20 protein-coding genes and 1 pseudogene are annotated in these 19,861 nt (G+C 46.5%); 13 read left to right on the top strand and 8 right to left on the bottom strand.

What is annotated here, in order from left to right; translation table 11 throughout:
• Nucleotides 1-239: 239 nt before the first annotated feature.
• Complete coding sequence (locus tag A4E54_RS09755; RefSeq protein ID WP_286725931.1) at nucleotides 240-626, top strand: hypothetical protein; 387 nt, start codon at nucleotides 240-242, stop codon at nucleotides 624-626.
• Nucleotides 627-670: 44 nt separating this feature from the next.
• Here the strand turns inward: A4E54_RS09755 and A4E54_RS09750 are convergent, their stop codons facing one another.
• Nucleotides 671-1,108, bottom strand: coding sequence for an acyl-CoA thioesterase (locus A4E54_RS09750; protein ID WP_240083941.1), 438 nt, complete (start codon nucleotides 1,106-1,108; stop codon nucleotides 671-673).
• 196 nt (nucleotides 1,109-1,304) lie between these two features.
• Nucleotides 1,305-1,469, bottom strand: coding sequence for a CC/Se motif family (seleno)protein (locus A4E54_RS09745; protein ID WP_286725927.1), 165 nt, complete (start codon nucleotides 1,467-1,469; stop codon nucleotides 1,305-1,307).
• Between the two features lie 276 nt (nucleotides 1,470-1,745).
• Between A4E54_RS09745 and A4E54_RS09740 the strand changes: the two genes are divergently transcribed.
• Nucleotides 1,746-2,324: an acetylglutamate kinase gene (locus tag A4E54_RS09740; RefSeq protein WP_240083938.1), complete on the top strand. Its 579-nt coding sequence runs from the start codon at nucleotides 1,746-1,748 to the stop codon at nucleotides 2,322-2,324.
• On the opposite strand, the gene A4E54_RS09735 is transcribed toward A4E54_RS09740, so the two are convergent.
• The 5 genes from A4E54_RS09735 to A4E54_RS09715 all read right to left on the bottom strand — a co-directional run bounded on the left by A4E54_RS09735 (nucleotide 2,321) and on the right by A4E54_RS09715 (nucleotide 6,373).
• A complete protein-coding gene (locus A4E54_RS09735; RefSeq protein ID WP_286725925.1) occupies nucleotides 2,321-2,560 on the bottom strand; it encodes a thioredoxin family protein in 240 nt (79 codons plus the stop codon). The two genes, A4E54_RS09740 and A4E54_RS09735, sit on opposite strands and share 4 nt — an antisense overlap.
• Before the next feature lie 33 nt (nucleotides 2,561-2,593).
• Nucleotides 2,594-3,598 carry a permease gene (locus A4E54_RS09730; protein ID WP_286725923.1) on the bottom strand — a complete coding sequence of 335 codons (1,005 nt, stop codon included), beginning with the start codon at nucleotides 3,596-3,598 and terminating at the stop codon, nucleotides 2,594-2,596.
• Nucleotides 3,599-3,616: 18 nt separating this feature from the next.
• A complete protein-coding gene (locus tag A4E54_RS09725; RefSeq protein WP_286725921.1) occupies nucleotides 3,617-4,066 on the bottom strand; it encodes an ArsR/SmtB family transcription factor in 450 nt (149 codons plus the stop codon).
• A 107-nt stretch (nucleotides 4,067-4,173) separates the two neighbouring features.
• Entirely contained in the window at nucleotides 4,174-4,869 is a 696-nt protein-coding gene (locus A4E54_RS09720) for a response regulator transcription factor (RefSeq protein ID WP_240083934.1), read from the bottom strand.
• 37 nt (nucleotides 4,870-4,906) lie between these two features.
• Entirely contained in the window at nucleotides 4,907-6,373 is a 1,467-nt protein-coding gene (locus A4E54_RS09715) for a sensor histidine kinase (RefSeq protein ID WP_240083933.1), read from the bottom strand.
• Nucleotides 6,374-6,619: 246 nt separating this feature from the next.
• On the opposite strand from A4E54_RS09715, the gene A4E54_RS09710 reads away from it, so the two are divergent.
• The 5 genes from A4E54_RS09710 (at nucleotide 6,620) to A4E54_RS09690 (ending at nucleotide 14,119) form a co-directional block, all read left to right on the top strand.
• Entirely contained in the window at nucleotides 6,620-7,750 is a 1,131-nt protein-coding gene (locus A4E54_RS09710) for an efflux RND transporter periplasmic adaptor subunit (protein ID WP_240083932.1), read from the top strand.
• Entirely contained in the window at nucleotides 7,747-10,902 is a 3,156-nt protein-coding gene (locus A4E54_RS09705) for an efflux RND transporter permease subunit (protein ID WP_286725917.1), read from the top strand. Before A4E54_RS09710 ends, A4E54_RS09705 begins: the two co-directional genes overlap by 4 nt.
• 53 nt (nucleotides 10,903-10,955) lie before the next feature.
• Entirely contained in the window at nucleotides 10,956-12,317 is a 1,362-nt protein-coding gene (locus A4E54_RS09700) for an MATE family efflux transporter (RefSeq protein WP_240083930.1), read from the top strand.
• Nucleotides 12,318-12,490: 173 nt separating this feature from the next.
• Nucleotides 12,491-13,042 (top strand): Fis family transcriptional regulator, encoded by a 552-nt coding sequence (locus A4E54_RS09695; protein WP_240083929.1) that lies wholly within the window; start codon nucleotides 12,491-12,493, stop codon nucleotides 13,040-13,042.
• Nucleotides 13,043-13,948: 906 nt separating this feature from the next.
• Nucleotides 13,949-14,119 (top strand): hypothetical protein, encoded by a 171-nt coding sequence (locus A4E54_RS09690; RefSeq protein WP_240083928.1) that lies wholly within the window; start codon nucleotides 13,949-13,951, stop codon nucleotides 14,117-14,119.
• 75 nt (nucleotides 14,120-14,194) lie between these two features.
• Here A4E54_RS09690 and A4E54_RS09685 read toward each other — a convergent pair whose 3' ends face one another.
• The gene (locus A4E54_RS09685; protein WP_286725915.1) at nucleotides 14,195-14,992 is read right to left on the bottom strand and encodes a MerR family transcriptional regulator; all 798 of its coding nucleotides are present in this window, start codon (nucleotides 14,990-14,992) and stop codon (nucleotides 14,195-14,197) included.
• A gap of 112 nt (nucleotides 14,993-15,104) precedes the next feature.
• On the opposite strand from A4E54_RS09685, the gene A4E54_RS09680 reads away from it, so the two are divergent.
• From A4E54_RS09680 to A4E54_RS09655, 6 genes and pseudogenes are all read left to right on the top strand, one after another.
• Entirely contained in the window at nucleotides 15,105-15,572 is a 468-nt protein-coding gene (locus tag A4E54_RS09680) for a TetR/AcrR family transcriptional regulator (protein ID WP_286725913.1), read from the top strand.
• Entirely contained in the window at nucleotides 15,569-16,471 is a 903-nt protein-coding gene (locus A4E54_RS09675) for an ABC transporter ATP-binding protein (RefSeq protein ID WP_286725911.1), read from the top strand. The genes A4E54_RS09680 and A4E54_RS09675 overlap by 4 nt, the downstream gene beginning before the upstream one ends.
• The gene (locus A4E54_RS09670; protein WP_240083927.1) at nucleotides 16,452-17,252 is read left to right on the top strand and encodes an ABC transporter permease subunit; all 801 of its coding nucleotides are present in this window, start codon (nucleotides 16,452-16,454) and stop codon (nucleotides 17,250-17,252) included. The genes A4E54_RS09675 and A4E54_RS09670 overlap by 20 nt, the downstream gene beginning before the upstream one ends.
• Before the next feature lie 14 nt (nucleotides 17,253-17,266).
• Complete coding sequence (locus tag A4E54_RS09665; RefSeq protein WP_240083926.1) at nucleotides 17,267-18,064, top strand: ABC transporter permease subunit; 798 nt, start codon at nucleotides 17,267-17,269, stop codon at nucleotides 18,062-18,064.
• A 459-nt stretch (nucleotides 18,065-18,523) separates the two neighbouring features.
• On the top strand, nucleotides 18,524-19,111 hold the full coding sequence (locus A4E54_RS09660; protein WP_286725909.1) for a TetR/AcrR family transcriptional regulator: 588 nt from the start codon (nucleotides 18,524-18,526) through the stop codon (nucleotides 19,109-19,111).
• Nucleotides 19,112-19,135: 24 nt separating this feature from the next.
• Nucleotides 19,136-19,745, top strand: a pseudogene (locus tag A4E54_RS09655) (PEP-utilizing enzyme); the annotation flags it as partial.
• Nucleotides 19,746-19,861: the final 116 nt, after the last annotated feature.

The following is a 19,861-nucleotide window of genomic DNA, read 5'->3' as shown; positions in this document are numbered from 1 at the left end:
TTTTTATTACTCCCGTTATTAAAGGATTATTTCTTTGTTTGGCGTAGTTATATTTTGGGAGAGCGATTTCAATGATGAATATGACAAAGGGGTCCACTGTCAAGAGTTATCTAACAGGGTCTCTAAATCCGGCACTTGATGCCGATTTTATCCGCATGCGGCTCTTTGGAAATATGTCAAGTACTGCGATATCGGGGGATATCTAAAGAAAAACTTAACTATTAGAGAGGATAATAAACATGTGCCGGGAATACGAAGTTTCATCCTTACTAATATGTACCAAGATAAAGGACGATAGGGGGAGAACACTGAATCTGGCGAAACCATTTCCAAAACTAGTTGGATATGTATTAAAAGATTTGGATTCAAATGAAACTATAGCAATGGGAAAGCTAAAAGCGGTGGAATTATTGGAGGAAGGGAAAATAAAAATTAAAAATGTCGGGATAGCATCCCTGCATATCATTGACAAAGGCAGCGGTAAGCAAATGAAGTTTTTGTCAGATAGGAGTGGCATACCAATTAAGAGCGATGCTCGGATTACGGTAAACGATAATGAAGGAAATATATTGGATGACTATAAGGATATAATAATGGAGGAAGTCAATGGTTATATTCGAGGTTAAAACAAACGTGCTAGTCCCGGGTTGCTACTGCTTTATCGCACTGTTTAAAGAGGTTCCGGGGGAACTATATTCCCGCTGCTGATCTTTTCCAGTTTTTTTCTGGGCTCATCAGTAATTGTTAGTTTAGTCTCTTTAACAAAATCATAGTAAACGAGAATATCTTGCGCCTCAGCGGCCATTTGATTGCGCTCATTGTAAATAGCGTGCTTGATAACAAAACTTGTATTTTTAATCTCCGATACCTTGGAATAGACATAAATTTTGCCCGGATAAAATAGTGGACGGTAATACTGACAGGTAATCGAAGCCAGCACCGGGCCTTCTTTTTCTTTTGCCTGAGATTGCATCAAACCGATTATATGTAAAAGTTCGACCCTTGCTTCCTGGATATAGTATATGAACGACACATTATTCACATGTCCACGAAAATCAACTTCAAACCAATCGATCCGACGCTCTAGTTTATGGGCATAGCCATTCACAAAAATACCTCCCGCATGGAACAATTGCATCCGTTTAACAAACACGTCCACTCATACCAATAATGACTTATAATCATATTATATATTTGCAGTGAACTAGTATCAAACAAAATCCTTAAAAAAACTAACAAATCATTGTTAATGGGGCAACACCACCATATTCGGTGATGATCTTTTTATCAATTTGGGCTGTTGTTTAGCTCAACTCATTAACCACTAGCCTTTTCCATATCCAAAAACCACTTAGGGAAATATTGATCCCTTCCGGTGCGGCAACAACTCCTTTAAAAATGAAAATCTTAATCCCGCCGGCGGTCACTTTGTTAAAACTCCGGGGTTCGGGCGGTGAGCCTGCGAGCACGGCAAGCTCACTGGAGCAGCTGGCTCAACTTCCTGTCGTTCTAATAATTATTGTGATCGTATCAGTCTTTTGGAGAATATATTTTCTGGCATCAGGAGTAATCTCGACCTTGATCATTTTTTCGCCCCCGGTCTTAATATAGTACTTGAATTTACAAGCGGCATAGTGGCTGGCTTAAGACGCCTATGGGTGTTGGCAATCCTCTAACCAACGGAACTATCCTGTCAGTCCATTCATATTATATACTTAAAAATGACTGATTTTAAGAGGTGATCAATGTTGTATTACAATCCGAACTTTTATCATATACCCATCATGTTTACTAAAGCACAAGTGGATGTAAGGAATTATATGCGTATGCTATGGGAACAGCATGATGTTTGGACATGGTCAACCATAACAAGCCTGGTATTTGGTTTGCCGAATGTAGACTCCGTTGTCGCTAGATTACTTCGTAATCCCGTGGATTTTGAGCATGCGCTGCAGCCTTATTACGGAGAAAGAATTGCTGCGAAATTTCGGGATTTGTTAAAGGAGCATCTTGTTATAGCTGCAGATCTTGTCAAAGCAGCAAAAGCCGGAGATAATAAGGCAGCAGCAGAAGCAGAAAGAAAATGGTATGCTAATGCTGATGCAATCGCTGTTTTCTTGGGGAATATCAATCCTTATTGGTCTCAGGAGCATTGGAGAAGGATGATGTACCGCCACCTGGAATTGGTTAAAGCAGAAGCAGTTTACATGCTTACCGGACAGTATGAGGCAAGCATCACAGCGTATGATGAAAATGAGATACACACTTTGGGAATGGCTGACGTAATGGCTGAGGGTATAATTAAGCAGTTCCATATATATTAAGCCTCATCCTGGATGAACTTTTTAATCTCATCCTTTCCGGGTACCCTGCCGGAAGTTTTAACCTTTTCGTTGATTACAATGGCAGGAGTTTTCATAATCCCATAACCCATGATCTTTCTAAGGTCCTCCACCTTTTCCACCGGCGCCTGGAGGCCCATTTCCGCAACTGCTTCCTCGGCAAGTTGATGAAGCCTCCTGCAGTTTGCACAGCCTGTGCCTAAAATTTTGATATCCATTATTTTAGCCGTCCTTTCATATTTAACGAACTCTTACATCAAGAGATGGCCGAAGGCATTAAAGGTGTAGCCGATGATGATGATGCCCAGGGTAACAAGCCCGACGAATATTGCCAATAGCTTCACCTTTACCACTTGATTCAACAAAATCAAGGAAGGGACTGAAAGCGCGGTTACGGCCATCATCAGGGACAGCGCCGTACCGAGCCCCACCCCTTTTGCCACCAGGGCTTCGGCGATAGGCAGCGTACCGAAAATATCCGCGTACATCGGCACACCGACTAATGTCGCCAGCAGCACAGAATACCATTTGTCCTGACCGAGCAGCGCGCTGATGATTGACTCCGGAATCCAATTGTGGATGGCGGCGCCGATCCCGACGCCGATTAGAATAAACAGCCAGACCTTTCTGACAATGTCCCGCACCTGCTCCCTGGCAAAAACTATTCTGTCACGGGCAGTCAGTTCTTCCGGGTCGGCATCGATGAGTTTATTTTCATATACAAACGGCTCTACATACTTTTCAAGCTTTAAATTATTGATGATTGAGCCGCCGATAACAGCCAGAAAAATACCCACAAGCACATAGGCAATGGCAATTTTCCAGTTGAATATGCTGGCAATTAATATAACCGAAGCCAGGTCTACCAGGGGTGACGATATCAAAAAGGAAAAGGTAATGCCAATAGGCAGGCCGGCATTGGTAAAGCCGATAAATAAAGGAATGGAGGAGCAGGAACAGAACGGGGTTACCGTGCCGAACAGCGCCCCCATTGTATTCGCTTTAATGCCGGCGAAATTGCCCAGGGCTTTGCGGGTCCGCTCAGGTGAAAAAAAACTTTGGATATATGAAATAGTAAATATTAGTACGGAGAGCAGGATGAATATTTTGCTCACATCATAGATAAAAAAGTGGATGCTTCCGCCCACTTGCTTATTTACATCCAGGCCGAATACATCTCTTACAAGCAAAGTGACCAGATAGTGAAGCCATTCCATTCTGAGCAGCTGGTCGTTTAGCCAGGAAAATATGAACAAAAGAGTATACCTCTTTTCTTAAGCGCAGTCACTACCGGGACTGCCGCAGGCAGCCCGGTCACTGCCGCAACGGGTTGACCGCCGATGCCGCCCGGTACCGCCGCCGCAGCTTAAAGGGCCGTTTGCATATTTATTGCAGCCGGATTTCTTTACGGCCAGCCATTCGGCAAGATTTTTCATATCATCTGCGTATGGCTCATTTTGCCTGAGTTGATTAAAAATTATGCTGTCCAGAAATTTGCTCCCGTCACTGCGGCAAATGGTGTAATAAACCCACTGCGCACTCTTGCGGTCTGTAACCAGCCCGGCCCGGCGCAGCACCCCCAGATGTCGCGAGGCCTTTGTCTGGGTTATAGCCAGCGTTTCCATAATATCACAGACACATAGCTCCCCATCGTAAAGCAGATTGATGATCCGCAGGCGGGTCTCGTCAGCCAGCGCCTTCAACATTTCCACTATATTGATCATAGCCCTCTCTCTCAAATTATTTTTCCCGGCTGGCATTATTATATTTGCATAACCGAATATACGCATATATTATACGCCATGACTATAAAAAATGTAAATATTCGTTTTCAGGAGATATTAAAACGATATCCCGTACCCCATATAGTTTCAATATATTCTGGATTAGACGGGTCTTTTTCTATCTTTTCACGGACTCTGCGGATATGAACGGCTACTGTGGCAATCTCTCCCAAATTATCGAACCCCCAGATCTTTTCGAAAATCTGTTCCTTGCTAAGTACCCGGTCGGGATTCTCAGCCAAAAATACCAACAAATCAAATTCCTTAGTGGTGAATTGAATTTCCAGGCCGTCAAGGTAAACACGCCGGGAGCTTTTATTGATGGCCAGCCCTTTGATTTTTAGCTCCTCGGGACGATCAGCAACTGTTTGGTTAACCAGACGATTATAACGGGCCAGGTGGGATTTGACTCTGGCCACCAGTTCGGCGGGACTGAAGGGCTTGGTCATATAATCGTCTGCCCCTAGCCCCAGTCCTCTGATTTTATCGATATCTTCTTTCTTGGCTGAGACAATAATTATGGGTATATTGATCCTGTCGCGGATTGTCCGGCAGATTTCAAAACCGTCTACCTCGGGCAGCATGACATCGAGAATGATGATGGCGTAGTTTCCTTGCAGGGCGCGCTGCAGGCCTGAGCGGCCGTTAAGTTCAATGTCCGCTTCAAAGCCGTCTATTTCCAGGTAGTCTCTCTCCAGCTCCGCAATACTTAGTTCGTCTTCAATAATTAAAACCTTTTTCATACTTAAACTCCTCTTTTAAAAAAGACTGTGGCTTTCTTCATTTTTTAAAATAGGCAGCTTTTTTTAAGGTAAAGAATATACTTGTTCCCAAACCTTCAGCGCTTTCCGCCCAAATTCTCCCCTGGTGGGCCTCTATTATTTCCCTGGCGATGGATAGCCCGATCCCGCTGCCCCCGGTTGTCCGGTTTCTTGAACTATCTACCCGGTAGAACCGGTCAAAGATTAAAGGGAGTTTATCTGCCGGAATACCGGAACCGTTATCCCTTATTTCAATTAAAGCTAAGCTTTCTTCTTCTTTCAAAATTATTTTAATTTCCTTTTCTCGCTTGTTTAAATGCTTTTTGGCGTTTTCTATGATGTTGTGAATGACTCTGATTAGTCTCCGCCGGTCGGCCATTATTAAATCACTGCTTTTATAATGGGACTCAAATTTAAGAATAATATTATTTTCGGATAAGTCAAAATTCAATTCTTCTCTGGCATCTTCAAGGTATCTGTTAATTTCTATACATTCAAATGAAAAAGGGATTTGTTTTATGTCCAGCTTGGAAAAAAGGGTCAAATCGTTTGTTAACCGCTCCATTTCCCCGGCGTGGGCAATAATGGTCCGGAGATATTTTTCCACTTTCTCCGGGTTATTGGCCACGCCTTCAATAATGCCTTGGGCGTAGCCTTTAATCGCGGTAATCGGTGTTTTAAGGTCATGGGATATATTTGAGATTAATTCTTTTCGGCTTTTTTCGTATTGTTCATTGAGTTCTTGTGATTGCTTCAGTCTTAGCCGCATCTCTTCAAAGGCCTGATATAATTCTCCTATTTCGTTGTTAACCGGATAGCTGATGGGGTAGTCCAGGTTTCCGTGCTGAATTTCCCGGGCAGCTTTTTTTACCGAATTTAAAGGCTCGATTAAGCTTTTGTAAAACTGGTAGGTTAAAAAACTGTTTGTCAGAAATATGCAAATGATAAAGATTAAAAAAATCCACTTCACATAAGCGATATGGTCGGCAGGTGACGCTTCCCAAGGAGGTACTCTGTTGAGGAAGAGATAGATTTGGCCTGTTGTCCCGTCACTGAAAGAGAAAGCCCGGCATCTTACAATGTAATCTTTTATGATTGCTGAAGTCCATTTCTCTGTAACATCTTGCACATTAAGCTTTAATAAATTTGGTTTGAGTTTTTCAACGTTAAACGGTACGGAATTAGATATAAACTCTCCATTGCGCTGAATCAAAACCCCCATATTAACAGAAGAAATCTTTTCGTTGAGCTGCGCCAGGTAAAACGGATCTTTGAAATAATCCGGTTTATTGGCCAGGTCATGCTCTAATTCTCCCATAAAAGCTATTTTTTCTTGTAATGATTCCTCCTGGGCGGTTTCTATGATCTGAATTTGGTGATCCTCTTCATAATTGGTCAGGATTAGCTTGGCCGACAATACCGCCAGGAGAAGGGGGGCTGTGACCATTATTATGTAGGAAGCCCAAATCTTAAACTTTAAGGACATGTTTTACTCCCAGAACAGTGTTTACAAAATTCATTTCTCTATTTATTATAAAGCTTAATTATTAATTACTTTAAAACTGTTTCTTAAAATTTTTATAAAAATAAAATTCAAATTTTTATCTGGATTTTCAAGTTTTTTAAGGAAATTTTTCAATTTGGTTTAGGTCCAGTTTATTTACTTTTCTTATAATGTGTAAGGCTGAAAAAGTGCGTTTTTTTAGAGAGGTTGAAGGGAGAGGATATAAATTTGAAGCGATTAGCAATTTTAGTATTGGCATTGTTGTTATTGTCTTTTTTAAACGGATGTGGAAGCAAACAGCCTGCCGGCGATGAAATACCTGCCATCGCGGTTGAGGTGGTGAGTGCGGGCAGGACAGACATGAATAAGATTTACGATGCCTCCGGGCAGATTAAAGCGTCGGCGGAAGCAACCATCGCTCCTAAAGTTGCGGGCCGGGTCACCCAGGTCAACGTAAAATTGGGCGACCGGGTGGGAAAGGGGCAAACGCTTTTCCAAATTGACGCTAAGGAAGCACGCAGCCAACTGGCCCAGCTGCAAGCCGACCTGGGCATCTCCCAAGTAAGTTACGATACCGCGGTTCAGGCTTTGAAGGATGCCCAGTCCAATTACGACCGCACCAATATCCTTTATGAAAGCGGCGCAGTGTCAAAGACCGATTTAGAGCAGGCGACAACCAAACTGGTCAATGCCCAGCTCAGCCTGGAGCAGTCCCGGCAGCAGATTGACAAGCTGCAAGTGACCATAAGCACCGCGCAGGACAATTTAAACGATTATACGGTTGCGGCGCCGATTGACGGCTTCATCGGCGCGATAAAGGTAGAGACTGGAGAAATGGTCAGCAGTCAGACGGATGCCGCCGTCATCGTCAACATCGACACCGTCAAGGTGGAGGCTTCGGTGCCGGAAAGTGTGGTGAACGCTGTTCAAACGGGAAGCAATGTCCCGGTGACCATCGACTCCTTGAACAAGTCCGTGGCAGGAACGGTGACCGCGATAGCTCCAAAAGCGGACTCGACCACCATGGGTTATCCGGTGGAAATCACCATAGCCAATCCAACTGGCGAAATTAAGCCGGGGATGACGGTGAAAATCGACCTTTTTACAGGGACTTTGCCAAATGTTGTTGCTGTTCCGGTGGACGCGGTTATTGAAAAGGATGGGCAGCATATTGTATATGTGGTGGAAGATGACAAAGCCAGGGAAGTGTATGTGGAAATAGGAGTGTCCAATGACTCCCAGACTGAAATCACCGAAGGCCTGGAGGAAGGACAGATTGTCGTAGTCCAGGGAAACCGCCTTCTTTCTGACGGTCAGCAAGTAAAAGTAGTCACCGGGCAGGAAGGTGGTTCCCAGTGAAAATAGCAGATTTCTCCGTGGAACGGCCGGTTGCCATCTCGATGCTCATCCTCGCGGTGGTATTCATAGGCCTTTTCGCCCTGCCGAGCCTGAAGGTCGCGCTGATGCCGGATATGAATATACCGGTGGCGATTATCACCACCAGTTATCAAGGAGCAGACCCGGCCGAGGTGGAAAAAATAGTCACGAAACCGATTGAGTCCGCCGTAAGTTCGGTTAGCGGCGTCAAAGAAATCAGTTCCATCTCTTCCAGCGGAAACTCATTGGTGGCGGTGCAATTTGACTACGGGGTTAAGATTGATGACAAGGTAAACGATTTGCGGGACAAAGTGGACGCGGTGCGGAATTATTTGCCGGATGAAGCCGGCAGTCCCAGGATTATGAAAATTGACCTGAACTCCCAGTCCATCATGACCTATTCTCTTGCCGGAGCCAGTCTTACCAAGATGAAAGAAATCGCCGAAGATACCATCCAGCCCGTCCTGGAGCGGATTGAAGGGGTAAGTTCCGTTTCAATCAGCGGCGGCAAGGAGCGTGAAATTCAGGTCAGGCTGGATCAAACCAAAATGGATGCCTACGGACTGACCGTACAGCAGGTGTCACAGGCGATCTCGGGTGATGATATCACCGGCACGGCGGGAACGCTGGTGAAAGGATCAAGGGAAATCAGCATCAGGGTCATGAACGAATTCAACAATTTGGCTGCCGTCAAGAACGTGCAGATCAGCGTGCCCGGCTCATCGAAAAACCATGTCCTGCTGTCGGATATCGCAGACGTGCGGGACGACTTCAAGAAAGACAGCACCCTTACCTACGTGGACGGGAGTGCGTCACTCACTCTTGATGTTATGAAAACTTCGGATGGAAACACGGTGCAGGTGGCGAAGAAGGTGCGTGAGGAAGTCGCCGCTTTAAGTGAAAATCTTCCCGCCGGTGTGCAGATTAACCTGGTCAGCGACACCTCCACCACCATCAACGACACCATCAGAAGTGTTGAAAAACACGGCCTCCTGGGAGGAGTCCTGGCGGTAATCATTCTTTATCTGTTTCTGCGCAACGCCCGCAGCACGGCGGTGGTGGCGATCACCCTGCCGGTGGCTTTAATTGGCACTTTTTCTGTGATGTATTTTTCCGGCGTGACGATTAATATGCTGTCCTTAGGGGGATTGATGCTGGGCCTTGGCTCGCTCGTCGACTTTGCCATCGTGGTGCTGGAAAGCATCTACAGGAAGAGACAGGAAGGATTTGACGTGATTGACGCGGCCAAACTGGGAACGGCCGAAGTGGGTACCGCCGTGATGGCTTCGGCGGCTTCGCAGATCGTGGTCTTTATGCCTGTCGTCTTCGTCAGCGGCATCGCCAGCATGATTTTCAAACCCCTGGCGCTTACAGTCAGCTTTTCCCACGCCTGCGCCCTTTTTTCCGCTATGACGCTGGTTCCCATGATGGCCTCCAGAATGCTGAAGAATGTCCCGGCGCCGGAGGATATCGGTTACGTGAAAGGAACCAAGAACCCGGTTGCTATTTTCGGTTTCGGACTGCAAAAGCTTACTTCATTTTATAAAACCAGTCTCAACTGGGCTTTGGGCAACCGTAAAAAAGTGGTGGCCGGCGCCTTGCTCCTGTTAGTAGCCAGTTTGGGATGCATCCCGCTGATTGGGATGGAGTTTATATCTGCGATGGACGAAAGAGGAGTAAACGTTCAAATTGAAATGCCCGCGGGAACAAGTTTGGAGGCAACCCGCAAAAAGGCCATGGAAGTCGACACGCTGGCTCAAAAGGCGCTGGAGGGCGGTGTGCAAAAGGGTTATATCACGGTCGGCGGCGGACAGATGTCATTCTTGGGTATTTCCGAAAACAATAACGCGAGTATCAGGTATAAGCTGAAATCCACGGATGAATATAAACCAACGGCAAGCGAGGCGGCGGAAAAAGTGCGCCGGTCCTTAAACGACACTGCCGGAGGCACCATCACGGTGACTGTTGAAAGCGGCGCCATGGGCATGTCCGGCAGCGCGGTCGATGTGATCATTCGGGGCGACGATCTGGATGTGCTGACAGAGCTGGGGAATGAAGCGGTGGATCTTGTCAAAGGGGTTTCAGGCACCAGAAACGTGTCAAATTCACTGTCCAGCAATGTTCAGGTGCAAGTGGTGGTTGATCGTGAAAAAGCGGCGCGTTACGGGCTTTCCGCGTCCCAGGTTCTTTCGGTGGTAAAAACCGCCTTCGGCGGGTCGACGGTAGGCAGTCTGCATACCGGGGACAACACGGTGGATATCACTCTGAAATACTCCGATAAATTTGTTCAAACGGAAAACAGTCTGGCGAGCCTGATGCTGGTGTCCTCTTCCGGGGCAAAGCTGTCGGTGGGCGATGTCGCCGATATTTCCATTAATAATGCGCCCAAAGAAATCAGCCGCTCCAATCAAAACCGGGAAGTAGAAATTACCGCCGATATTTCCGGCAGGCCTTCCGGCAGTGTGAATAGTGAGGTTCAGGAAAAGCTGGCGAAGATGTCGTTGCCTCAGGGCTATATCATCGACTTTAGCGGTGAGCAGGAAAATATGAATGAGTCCTTCAGCGCGCTGGGCCTGGCGCTCATACTGGCGATTATTCTTGTTTTCATGGTGATGGCGGCACAGTTTGAATCCTTGTTCCAGCCGTTTATTATCATGTTCTCCCTGCCTCCTACCTTTATCGGCGTGGTGATCGGGCTGGGGCTCACCGGGACCACTTTGAGCGTGATGAGCCTGATCGGGGCGATCATGCTGGTGGGGATCGTCCTCAACAATGCCATCGTGCTGGTTGACTATATCAATACCCTGCGCAAGCGGGGAATTGAACGTGACGAAGCAATCAAGCAGGCCGGACCGATCCGGCTGCGGCCTATCCTGATGACGGCGCTGTGCACCGTGCTGGCCCTGATGCCCATGGCTCTCGGCGGCGGCTCCGGCAATGAAATGATGAAGCCAATGGCCATAGTCATCGCCTTTGGGTTGTCTTTTTCAACTATTATTACCTTGATTCTGGTACCTGTGGTGTATGCTGTTTTTGACGACTTGATGAAAGGGATGAGTAAACGTTTTTCAAAGATTCTTGGAAAAATAAAAAAACATCCGGTTGAATCTGATTATCCCCCCTCAGGTATATAAAGCATCTTTATTATGTTATGCTTTGGGCGGAACGAAAGGAATGCTTGTAATAAATGCAAAATAGCCTGGAAATGCGCGATAAAAAAATAAGCGTTTTGTTATGGAAATTTTCCTTGCCGGCTATAGCGGGGATGCTCATCAACGCTCTTTACAATATAATCGACCGGATATTCGTGGGCCGTGGCGTCGGCTCACTTGCCATCGCGGCGACAACCGTGGCTTTTCCCATAATGCTGATTCTAATAGCTGTTTCAATCCTGATCGGAATTGGCGCCACGGCGTTAATATCAATACGGCTGGGGGAGCAGAGAAAAGAAGAAGCTGAGAAAATAGCCGGTAATGCCGCGGTGATGCTAATTGCCTTGCCTTTAATTATCGCGGTGATATATCTGCTCTTCCCCGAGCCGATATTAAAGGCTTTTGGGGCAAGTGAAGAAGTATTGCCTTACGCGCGTGACTTTGTGCATATTATTATCCTGGGCGCGGCTTTTGGTTCCATAAGCATGGGCATGAACAACTTTATCCGGGCGGAAGGCAATCCCCGGTTGGCCATGTTTACCCAAGTCGCCGGCGCCTTGATCAATGGCGTTTTAAACTATGTTTTCATTTTTAAATTGGGACTGGGGATAAAAGGCTCGGCTTTAGCTACTGTTTCCGGCCAATTCATTTCCTCTGTCTGGGTTTTGAGTTATTTCTGGTCAGGCCGGAGCCTGGTAAAAATCAGATTTAAAAACCTGAAACTGCAGTTGCCTATCATCACCAGTATTGTATCTATCGGCTTCGCCCCTTTTGCCATGCAGATAGCCAACAGTGTGCAGCAATCGATACTAAACAAAACCCTGCTGGCCTACGGTGGTGATTTAGCTCTTTCGGCCGTGGGAATCATGATGAGCATAGCCGCCTTATTGTTTATGCCCATAGTGGGTCTCAGCCAGGGAGCGCAGCCGCTGATTGGCTTCAATTACGGCGCCCGGCAATATGATCGGGTTAAAGAGACTGTGAAAATTGCGGTGATCGCCGGCGTCTGTATCGCTTCAGCCGGATTCGTGGCAATCAATATCTGGCCGACCCAAATTGTGGGGCTGTTCAGCGAAGGTGATACCGCCCTGACGGAAATGACTGCCCAGGCAATGCGGATGTTTTTCGCGCTGTTTCCGGTTGTAGGCTTTCAAATAATATGCGCGAACTACTTTCAGGCGGCAGGCAAGCCGGTGCAATCCGCCATACTCAGTTTATCCAGGCAGGTGTTGCTTTTTATCCCTTTGCTGCTAATCCTGCCGAAATTCTGGGGGATCAACGGAGTTTGGAGAACAGCGCCAATAGCTGACGGCATCTCAGTGTTGGTAACGGCTATTTTTATTTTCTTTGAAATGAAAAACCTTCCCAAGAAACAAACCACAAATTGTACAAGTTAACAACTATTAGGCAATTTGATAGAAAATAGGAAATATGATTAGTTGTTCACATAACCTTCACAGAAATAACACATAATGTTAAGATTATTTTCCGTGAAATAATGTTAATATAACACTAAGCGGTGCGCCGGATAATTAATGACGGATAATTAATAAAGAAAGAGGGTGATATTTTGAAGCCAAAAAATTGGCGTGTCGGAGCTGTTCTTTTAGCCGTGGTGATCGTTACCGTGGCTGTCGCCGGTATGTCTTTTGCTAGTTCCGGCCAGTCAAGCGACACATCCGCCGGTGGCAACTTATGCCAGAGCTTTGTATCAAAACTGGCGGTAAATCTTGGCATGACTGAAGACCAGGTGACAACGGCCTTGGATACTACGAAGAAGCAAATGCTTGACGAGGCCGTGCAGCAAGGAAAAATCACTCAGGAACAAGCCGACAAGATATATGCCAATGCGAACAAAGGTTTTTGTCGCGGTTTTGGTTTCTTGAACGATAAATCAAGCAGGCAAGGTGACTCTGCGGGTAAGGGCTTAAAGGGACAGGGTTTTGGAAAACACCGTAACTTTGATGATATGGCCAGTGTGTTAGGTATGACTGCCGATGAAATAAAAACTGAGATGCAGTCCGGCAAAACAATTGAGCAGATTGTCACTGAGCATGATATGACAATGGAGCAATTCCGCGAAAAGATGCTTGAGTTAAAGAAAGACAGGATTTCCCAGTAAATAAATATACTTCTCAGCTACTCCTCTTTTTTTTGCATAACGCCCCGGGCGCAGTCTCGCGGCGTTTTTCTATTAGATATTAGATATTGCCTTTACGGTGCAGTTATTATTATTTCCTCAAAGGTGCCGTTCTGTATTCAGCCGTTAACACATTAATAGAGTCATGCATATTATACATAAAAATGAAAGGAGTGATATAAATGGCATTTGGTACTACCGGTGCGGCTGCTGAAGGCTGCGGCACGGGTTTTGGCAGCCCGGCGTTTATTATCTTTTTGATTCTGATCCTGCTCGTCTGTGGTTGTGGTTTCTTTATTTAAACTCTCTAAACCCAGGATGCGTTTTATAGCCATCGGAATTATTAGTTCCGGTGGTTATGATTTTATCACCACCCGATCCTTCTTAAATAGATTTCTGCAATAGTATAAACAAGAAATGTCCACAGCAACTGTCCAAGGATAAATTCGTAATCAGTAAGAAGTTTATGCAAGTACCGGGTCTTTTCTTGCATAGCTTTTTGCGAACGGTAATCATTAATGTCAATAACCTTTGCAGCATTTATCATTTGAACACTTCGCTTTGATGTTTTTATTTTTATTCTATTTTTTGCCATTCCTATCGTCAACAGGACAAAAGTCCTATTTATGAGTCCATTGACCTATTTATCAACAGAATTCTTATATTGTGTATATTTTTGTGGATAGAAATTTCTTTGTACCATGCGCGCCGACATTTGCACGTTGGCGTTTTTTAAATGCATAAGATATTAGGGCCAACACCTCTGGGAGGTATTATCAATTTTAAATCAAACGTAGTCTAACATGATAGCAAATTAGTATTTATTAGTTTACTATCATGTTTTCTATACCAATTTTGCGTCTTTTTAGTTTTAATGGTGTATTCTTTTTGACGCTTACGTGCGTTTTTATTATCATTACCGACCGGCTGGCCGCCGTCGAGGATTTATGCCGTCGTGCTCTTGAGGAAATCAAGTATTTGCGCTCCTTCCAGCCCCAAAGGGACACCGGGGAAAAACCGGAGCAGCAGATAAAAAAACGGTACGAGCCGGAACGATAAGCGAGATAAACTTTTGTAAAGTGAAAGGCAGGGAGATTCCGAGATTCGCCCTGCCTTTCATACTAGCCCGTACAGTTACTTTTTGATGGGAAAATAAATTTCGGTTACATATTCACTTGGCGGAATGTTATCATCGCAGCCTTTGATATACAACTCAAAGGGCGGCCCGGATATGGTATATCCCTCTCTTTCAATCCATTCCATCAGTGCCGTATAGCACGGGGTGAAATCGTCATAAGGGCCGATATGGGTTGCAAAGCAGCAAAGTCCCGGAGCAAGCTCCCGCACATGCTCACCGTTGCCGCCCGATACCTCCACCCCGACTTCAATATCTGTGCATTCTTGATTGAACTCCTCGTCATGGTAGATGGACAGGAACGGCCCGGCAGGTCTTAGCCGGCTCTTTTCCAACCCGGCGCATAATGTGCCGAAGGCTTCTGCAAAATCCCGAATGCTCATTTTCCGTCTCAGGGAATAGATGGTTTTGGGCTGCATCTCTACGGTTTTAACCAAATAATTCGCTTGCATAATATTCTCACGCCTTTCTATTTTCTCAATGTCATGCTCCATTTGCAGCAGGATGTGCTGCTGGTCGTTGATTTGCCGCAAGAACTCTTCTTTTTTAGCTTGCAGGAGTTCGGCCAGATGGCCGTTGTCCCTTGTTGCAAGAACAGCGGAAATCTCAGGCAAAGAAAACTGATACCGCTTTAGCCTCGCAATCAGCAGCATATCCCGAAGCTGAGAAACTTCGTAATAACGATAGCCGGAGTCCTTGCTGACAAATCCGGGCTTGAGAAGCCCGATCTGATCGTAATAGCGGAGCGTCTTCGTAGATACTCTGCTGATTCTGGAGAATTCTCCGATTGTTAGCATATAATCACCACCCGACGGTATTTGAACATGTTCTGATTGGAGTATACGGTTTCCAGTTAGGTTAAAGTCAAGCGATTTTTAATATTATTTTTACTTCAAGAGCAAAAAGGAGTTGTACCTGTTCCTCCGTGATTATGCCTTCGACATTGTGCGCAGAGAGTACTACCAGCGTATTGAGCCATGCGGCGGCGACCTGATTGCGCGCTACAGTCAGGCCGCCCTGCGCAAAATGGAACTGTTCGAACGCTATCCCCAGCTCTTTGAGTTCTTGAAAGGATATGTCGTTGAGGAGTCGGCGGAGGTTAGCGAAGAAAACAAAAAGAAAAGTGAAGAGATGATGGCGGAGGGATACAGCCATTTGCTGGAGGGAATTGACCAGTCGCTTTTTCGAGGCGATATCCCCGCCGACAAGGTCAAGGATATCATTATCTGGGCGATCGAGGGCTATGGCAACCGCGCCATGGCACAGGCCCGGCAGACGAACCTTGGCAAAATAGACCTCAAAGCTGCAACTGATGATTTCGACAGTTATCTGGACGTCTTGCGCAGATGCTTTTACAATTGCGGAGGTGCGTTATGAGCAACATCATAAAATTAAAATCACTGACCAAATACTACGGAAATACCCTTGGAATTGAGAACGTCACCCTTGCGGTTAAGGACGGCGAGATTTTCGGTTTTATCGGGCCTAACGGCGCGGGAAAATCCACTACTATCCGAACCATGCTTGACCTCATTCATCCCACGTCGGGTACGGCGTCCATATTCGGCCTTGACTGCCAGACCGACGGGGAGTCCATACGGCAGGACATCGGCTATCTTCCCGGCGAGGTTTTCTATTATGAGAACATGCGTGTTAAAGAACTTTTGGAGTACTCGGCAAGCTTCTATAAAAAGGACTGCCGTGCGCGTATGATGGAGCTGTCCGCGTACATGGAGCTGGATCCCAGCCGGAAAATCGACGACTTGTCCCTCGGAAACAAAAAGAAAGTGGGCATCGTGCAGGGACTGCTGCACTCGCCCCGGCTCATTATCCTCGACGAGCCTACCAGTGGTCTTGACCCGCTGATGCAGCAGAAGTTCTTCGATCTGATCAGGGAGGAAAACAAAAAAGGGGTTACCGTATTTCTCTCGTCCCACATCTTAAGCGAGGTGCAGCGCCTGTGCCACCGGGTGGCTATCATCAAGGAAGGCCGCGTGATCGATATCCGGAAAATGGACGACCTGCGCGAGAACACCTATCAGAAGGTGCGCGTCGTCACCTCCGACTCCCTTGAGGGCTTCAGTTTGCCCGGTATAAGCAATATGACAGCGTCGGGCAAAAACGTGGAATTCCTCTACAAGGGCAGTTCTAACAAACTGATTGCAGCTTTGTCGCCCCTGCATCTGCATAATCTGTGGATCGAGGAGCCAAGCCTGGAGGAGATATTCCTCCACTATTACAAGGACGGTGATTCTGATGCGTCTGTTTCGGCATGAGATGAAGGCCCTGCAGGGGGACATCATTGTATGGAGCCTTGTCCTTGCGCTGCTCAGTGTCCTGTTCCTGTCGCTATTCCCCATTTTCCAAAACCACCCCATGGACATAAGGGAGCTTTTTTCACGGTTTCCACAGACCGTCAGGGACCTGGTGGGGATCAGCAACTTCAATCTGCGCGACCTCACCGGCTACTATCCGTTTTTTCTGAAGATCTGCCTTGAGCTGGCTGTCATTGCGGCTTTGGTCATGGGGGCGGAAGCCGTCAACCGCGAGACACAGAAACAGACCAACGATTTTCTTTTTTCCAAACCCGTAAACCGCACTGCCGTACTGCGCACCAAGTGCCTTTCCGTGTTGACTGCGACCGCAATCATCGGACTGGTGTTTATTGTTGCCTCATGGGTATCGGCGCAAATTTTTGCGCCGGGGCGGATCGGATTTGCACCGTTTTTCGCGGTGTCGGCGGTGGTTATTTTTCTGATGCTGCTCTATAACACCTGGGGGATATTCATCGGCGTATTCTTTCCGAGATTCCGCGGAGTCATTGCCGTCGCCATTGGCAGCCTGTTTGCCTTCCACAGCCTTTACGAACTGCTGCAGGTGGCTTTTGGAACTGACAACCCATACCACCGCTGGCTTATTCCCGTGTCCTATTTCGACCGGGAAACCATCATCCTGACCAGCGGGTATGAGTGGCCTTACCTGCTGCTATGGACGGCGCAGATAGCATTGCTTTTGTATGTCAGCTTTCGTCGTTACAACAAATGCGACTTTCGGTGAAAGGGGAAGGCAGAATGAACATCTATCTGAAAGAACTCAAATCCAACCGCAAGGCTCTGATTGCGTGGGCGGTGTGCATTGTGGCGCTCATAGCCATGAGCGTCATGAAATACCGCAGCATGTACGAGGGCAACGCGGAGATCGGACAGATCATGAGTGAACTGCCCCGGATTTTCGCGGTGCTGGTTGGCATAAGCAACAACGTGGATTTCTCCACCGCCAAGGGGTTTATCAGCCTATTGTTTACCTATCCGGCCTATATCCTCATTTTCCACGCCGGTTTTCTGGGAGCCCATGTTCTCTCCCGCGAGGAGGAGGAAAAGACGGCCGAGTTTCTCTACGCCAAGCCGGTAAGCAGAAACCGCGTGCTCCTGCTAAAGCTCACCGCGGCGTTTACCATGTGTATCGTGCTGAATATGGTAACGGCAGGCACCTTCCTCCTGCTGCTTGGCGCCGACAACGGTGGTGAACTGGTACCGTTTATACTCGCCAACTCCGGGACAAATCTGCTATTGCAGCTAATCTATCTGAGTGTCGGAGCGCTGAGCGCGTCGCTCTGCAAGCAGCCTGCAAGAGCGGGTACCATAAGCGGGCTGGTTATGTTCGGTACGCTGCTGCTGGCCAAAGGGCTGGCCATGGCGGACAATTATAATGTGCTGTGGATGCTTGCCCCGCCTGCGTATTTCGAGCCGCGGTATTACATGTTTGAAAAGGGCATTCCGACGCTGGCGTTTGTGCTCTCAGTCGCTATCATTTTGGCTGCCGGAATCCTGGTTTTTACCTGCTACCGGAAAAGGGACCTGAAAACATGACTACAGTAAAAATCGATCACATTCTTGACAATGCCATACAGCTTTAATCCTGTTTCAGGGATTATAGCAGAGAAATGTTATACCACTCAAAAGACAAGCTCCGTAATTTTGACAATTTAATTTCTTTTTGCATATAATTTATAGAAGCTTTTCCCTGTTTCAAATATGACGGTACATATGGCATTACCTCATGTGATTCTGTTGTTTATATTATAATCACATAAAATCAAACGACTTTCAGAAGTTTAATAACAATTTATCAAACGATGCAGAGCTGCTTTTACTGTTTACACCAATCTGACAAACTCATACATTGTGAAAACATTAGCGGCGAGGCAGTATCCGATGTATTCGAGGAACAGACGGCTTTCTTTTTTGTTCATATGACAATGTTGTCATATGACACCCTTGTCATATACGAGATCTTATGTTATTTTAGTGTCAATGGGAGATGATAACATGCCAAAGGATACTTTTAATAATTTAAGCGACGACAAGAAACAAAAAATTTTTGATGCAGCCGTGAAAGAGTTTTCCGCCAAGCGTTTCAGCGAGGCGTCGATTAACCAGATTGTCAAGACGGCGGAGATACCGCGGGGAAGTTTCTATCAATATTTTGAAAATAAAGAGGATATCTATCGCTATATGTTTGAGCGGATTGGTAAGGAAAAAAGAGAGATCGCCCTGCATTCGGAAAACATCGATACGGATGCGGACTTTTTTGAAATTTGCCTTGAGTCGACAAAAGCTACATTTGAATGGGCGCAGCATCACCCTGAGTACCTGAGGATAAGCATGTATATGGAAATCGATGACAGTGAATTCGTTACCAAACTGCGGGCGTCTTTCGCTGAAAGATTTGTGAAATTTATCGAACGGGATAAGGAACGCGGTCTGATCAAGCGGGAAACAGATTCCTATCTGGTTGCGGAAATGGTTTACACACTCATCTGGAAACAGGGTTGCCTGTTCATATCAGATAAAGAGAAATTTATTAAAAGGCTGAGCGATGGGATTAAGATAATCAGGCAAGGTATCGGAAAATAACGGGAGGAAAAGCAGATGAATGCAGAATACAACAAGTATATCATGGTCTGGTATCTTTGGACGATTAAAGAGGCCCTGATGAAGGAAGCCGAGAGGCTGGCGCAAAAGGGAGTAAAAAAGACCGGGAGGATATCTATTATCTGACCTTTGCTGAGCTCAGGGAAGCCGTTAAATCCAATCAGGCGGATTACCAGATCATCATGAAGAGAAAAGAAGAATATGCGATTTTTGCCAAGCTGACGCCGCCGCGGGTGATAACCTCGGACGGTGAGGTGATATCCGGCGAATATGACACAGGAGGCATCCCCCGGGGGGCTTTGGCCGGGGTGGCTGTTTCTTCCGGCGTTGTAGAGGGCAGGGCCCGGGTTATCTTGAAAATGGAGGATGCCAATATAGAAGAAGGTGATATTTTGGTTACATCATTCACCGACCCAGGCTGGACACCGGTGTTTGTATCCATTAAGGGTCTGGTTACGGAGGTTGGCGGGATGATGACCCATGGCGCCGTTTTGGCAAGGGAATACGGTTTGCCCGCGGTAGTCAGCGTGGAAAATGCCACCAGGCTGATCAAGGACGGACAGAGAATAAGGACCAACGGAACAGAGGCTATGTAGAAATTCTGCAGGTGCGATGATGAAAAAAGACCAAAAAAGGTTCAATACAAATCTTCTTCTGCTGCTCGCTATGCAGGTCATTGTATCCCTCTTGTACGGTTTTTTTGATCCGGCGACGAAAGGGATGCTGCCGCAG

It is taken from the genome of Pelotomaculum sp. PtaB.Bin117 (assembly GCF_002067195.1).
GTDB classification, from domain to species: Bacteria; Bacillota; Desulfotomaculia; order Desulfotomaculales; family Pelotomaculaceae; genus Pelotomaculum_D; species Pelotomaculum_D terephthalicicum.
Note: the sequence above shows the minus strand (reverse complement) of the source record. Positions and strands in the feature narration are given on the sequence as shown.

Coding starts and splice junctions, on each gene's coding strand:
- A4E54_RS09685 (WP_286725915.1), bottom strand. CDS start 14,992: ATGCTAACAATCGGAGAATTCTCCAGAATCAGCAGAGTATCTACGAAG.
- A4E54_RS09660 (WP_286725909.1), top strand. CDS start 18,524: ATGCCAAAGGATACTTTTAATAATTTAAGCGACGACAAGAAACAAAAA.
- A4E54_RS09675 (WP_286725911.1), top strand. CDS start 15,569: ATGAGCAACATCATAAAATTAAAATCACTGACCAAATACTACGGAAAT.
- A4E54_RS09720 (WP_240083934.1), bottom strand. CDS start 4,869: ATGAAAAAGGTTTTAATTATTGAAGACGAACTAAGTATTGCGGAGCTG.
- A4E54_RS09755 (WP_286725931.1), top strand. CDS start 240: ATGTGCCGGGAATACGAAGTTTCATCCTTACTAATATGTACCAAGATA.
- A4E54_RS09700 (WP_240083930.1), top strand. CDS start 10,956: ATGCAAAATAGCCTGGAAATGCGCGATAAAAAAATAAGCGTTTTGTTA.
- A4E54_RS09670 (WP_240083927.1), top strand. CDS start 16,452: ATGCGTCTGTTTCGGCATGAGATGAAGGCCCTGCAGGGGGACATCATT.
- A4E54_RS09665 (WP_240083926.1), top strand. CDS start 17,267: ATGAACATCTATCTGAAAGAACTCAAATCCAACCGCAAGGCTCTGATT.
- A4E54_RS09715 (WP_240083933.1), bottom strand. CDS start 6,373: ATGTCCTTAAAGTTTAAGATTTGGGCTTCCTACATAATAATGGTCACA.
- A4E54_RS09740 (WP_240083938.1), top strand. CDS start 1,746: ATGTTGTATTACAATCCGAACTTTTATCATATACCCATCATGTTTACT.
- A4E54_RS09725 (WP_286725921.1), bottom strand. CDS start 4,066: ATGATCAATATAGTGGAAATGTTGAAGGCGCTGGCTGACGAGACCCGC.
- A4E54_RS09735 (WP_286725925.1), bottom strand. CDS start 2,560: ATGGATATCAAAATTTTAGGCACAGGCTGTGCAAACTGCAGGAGGCTT.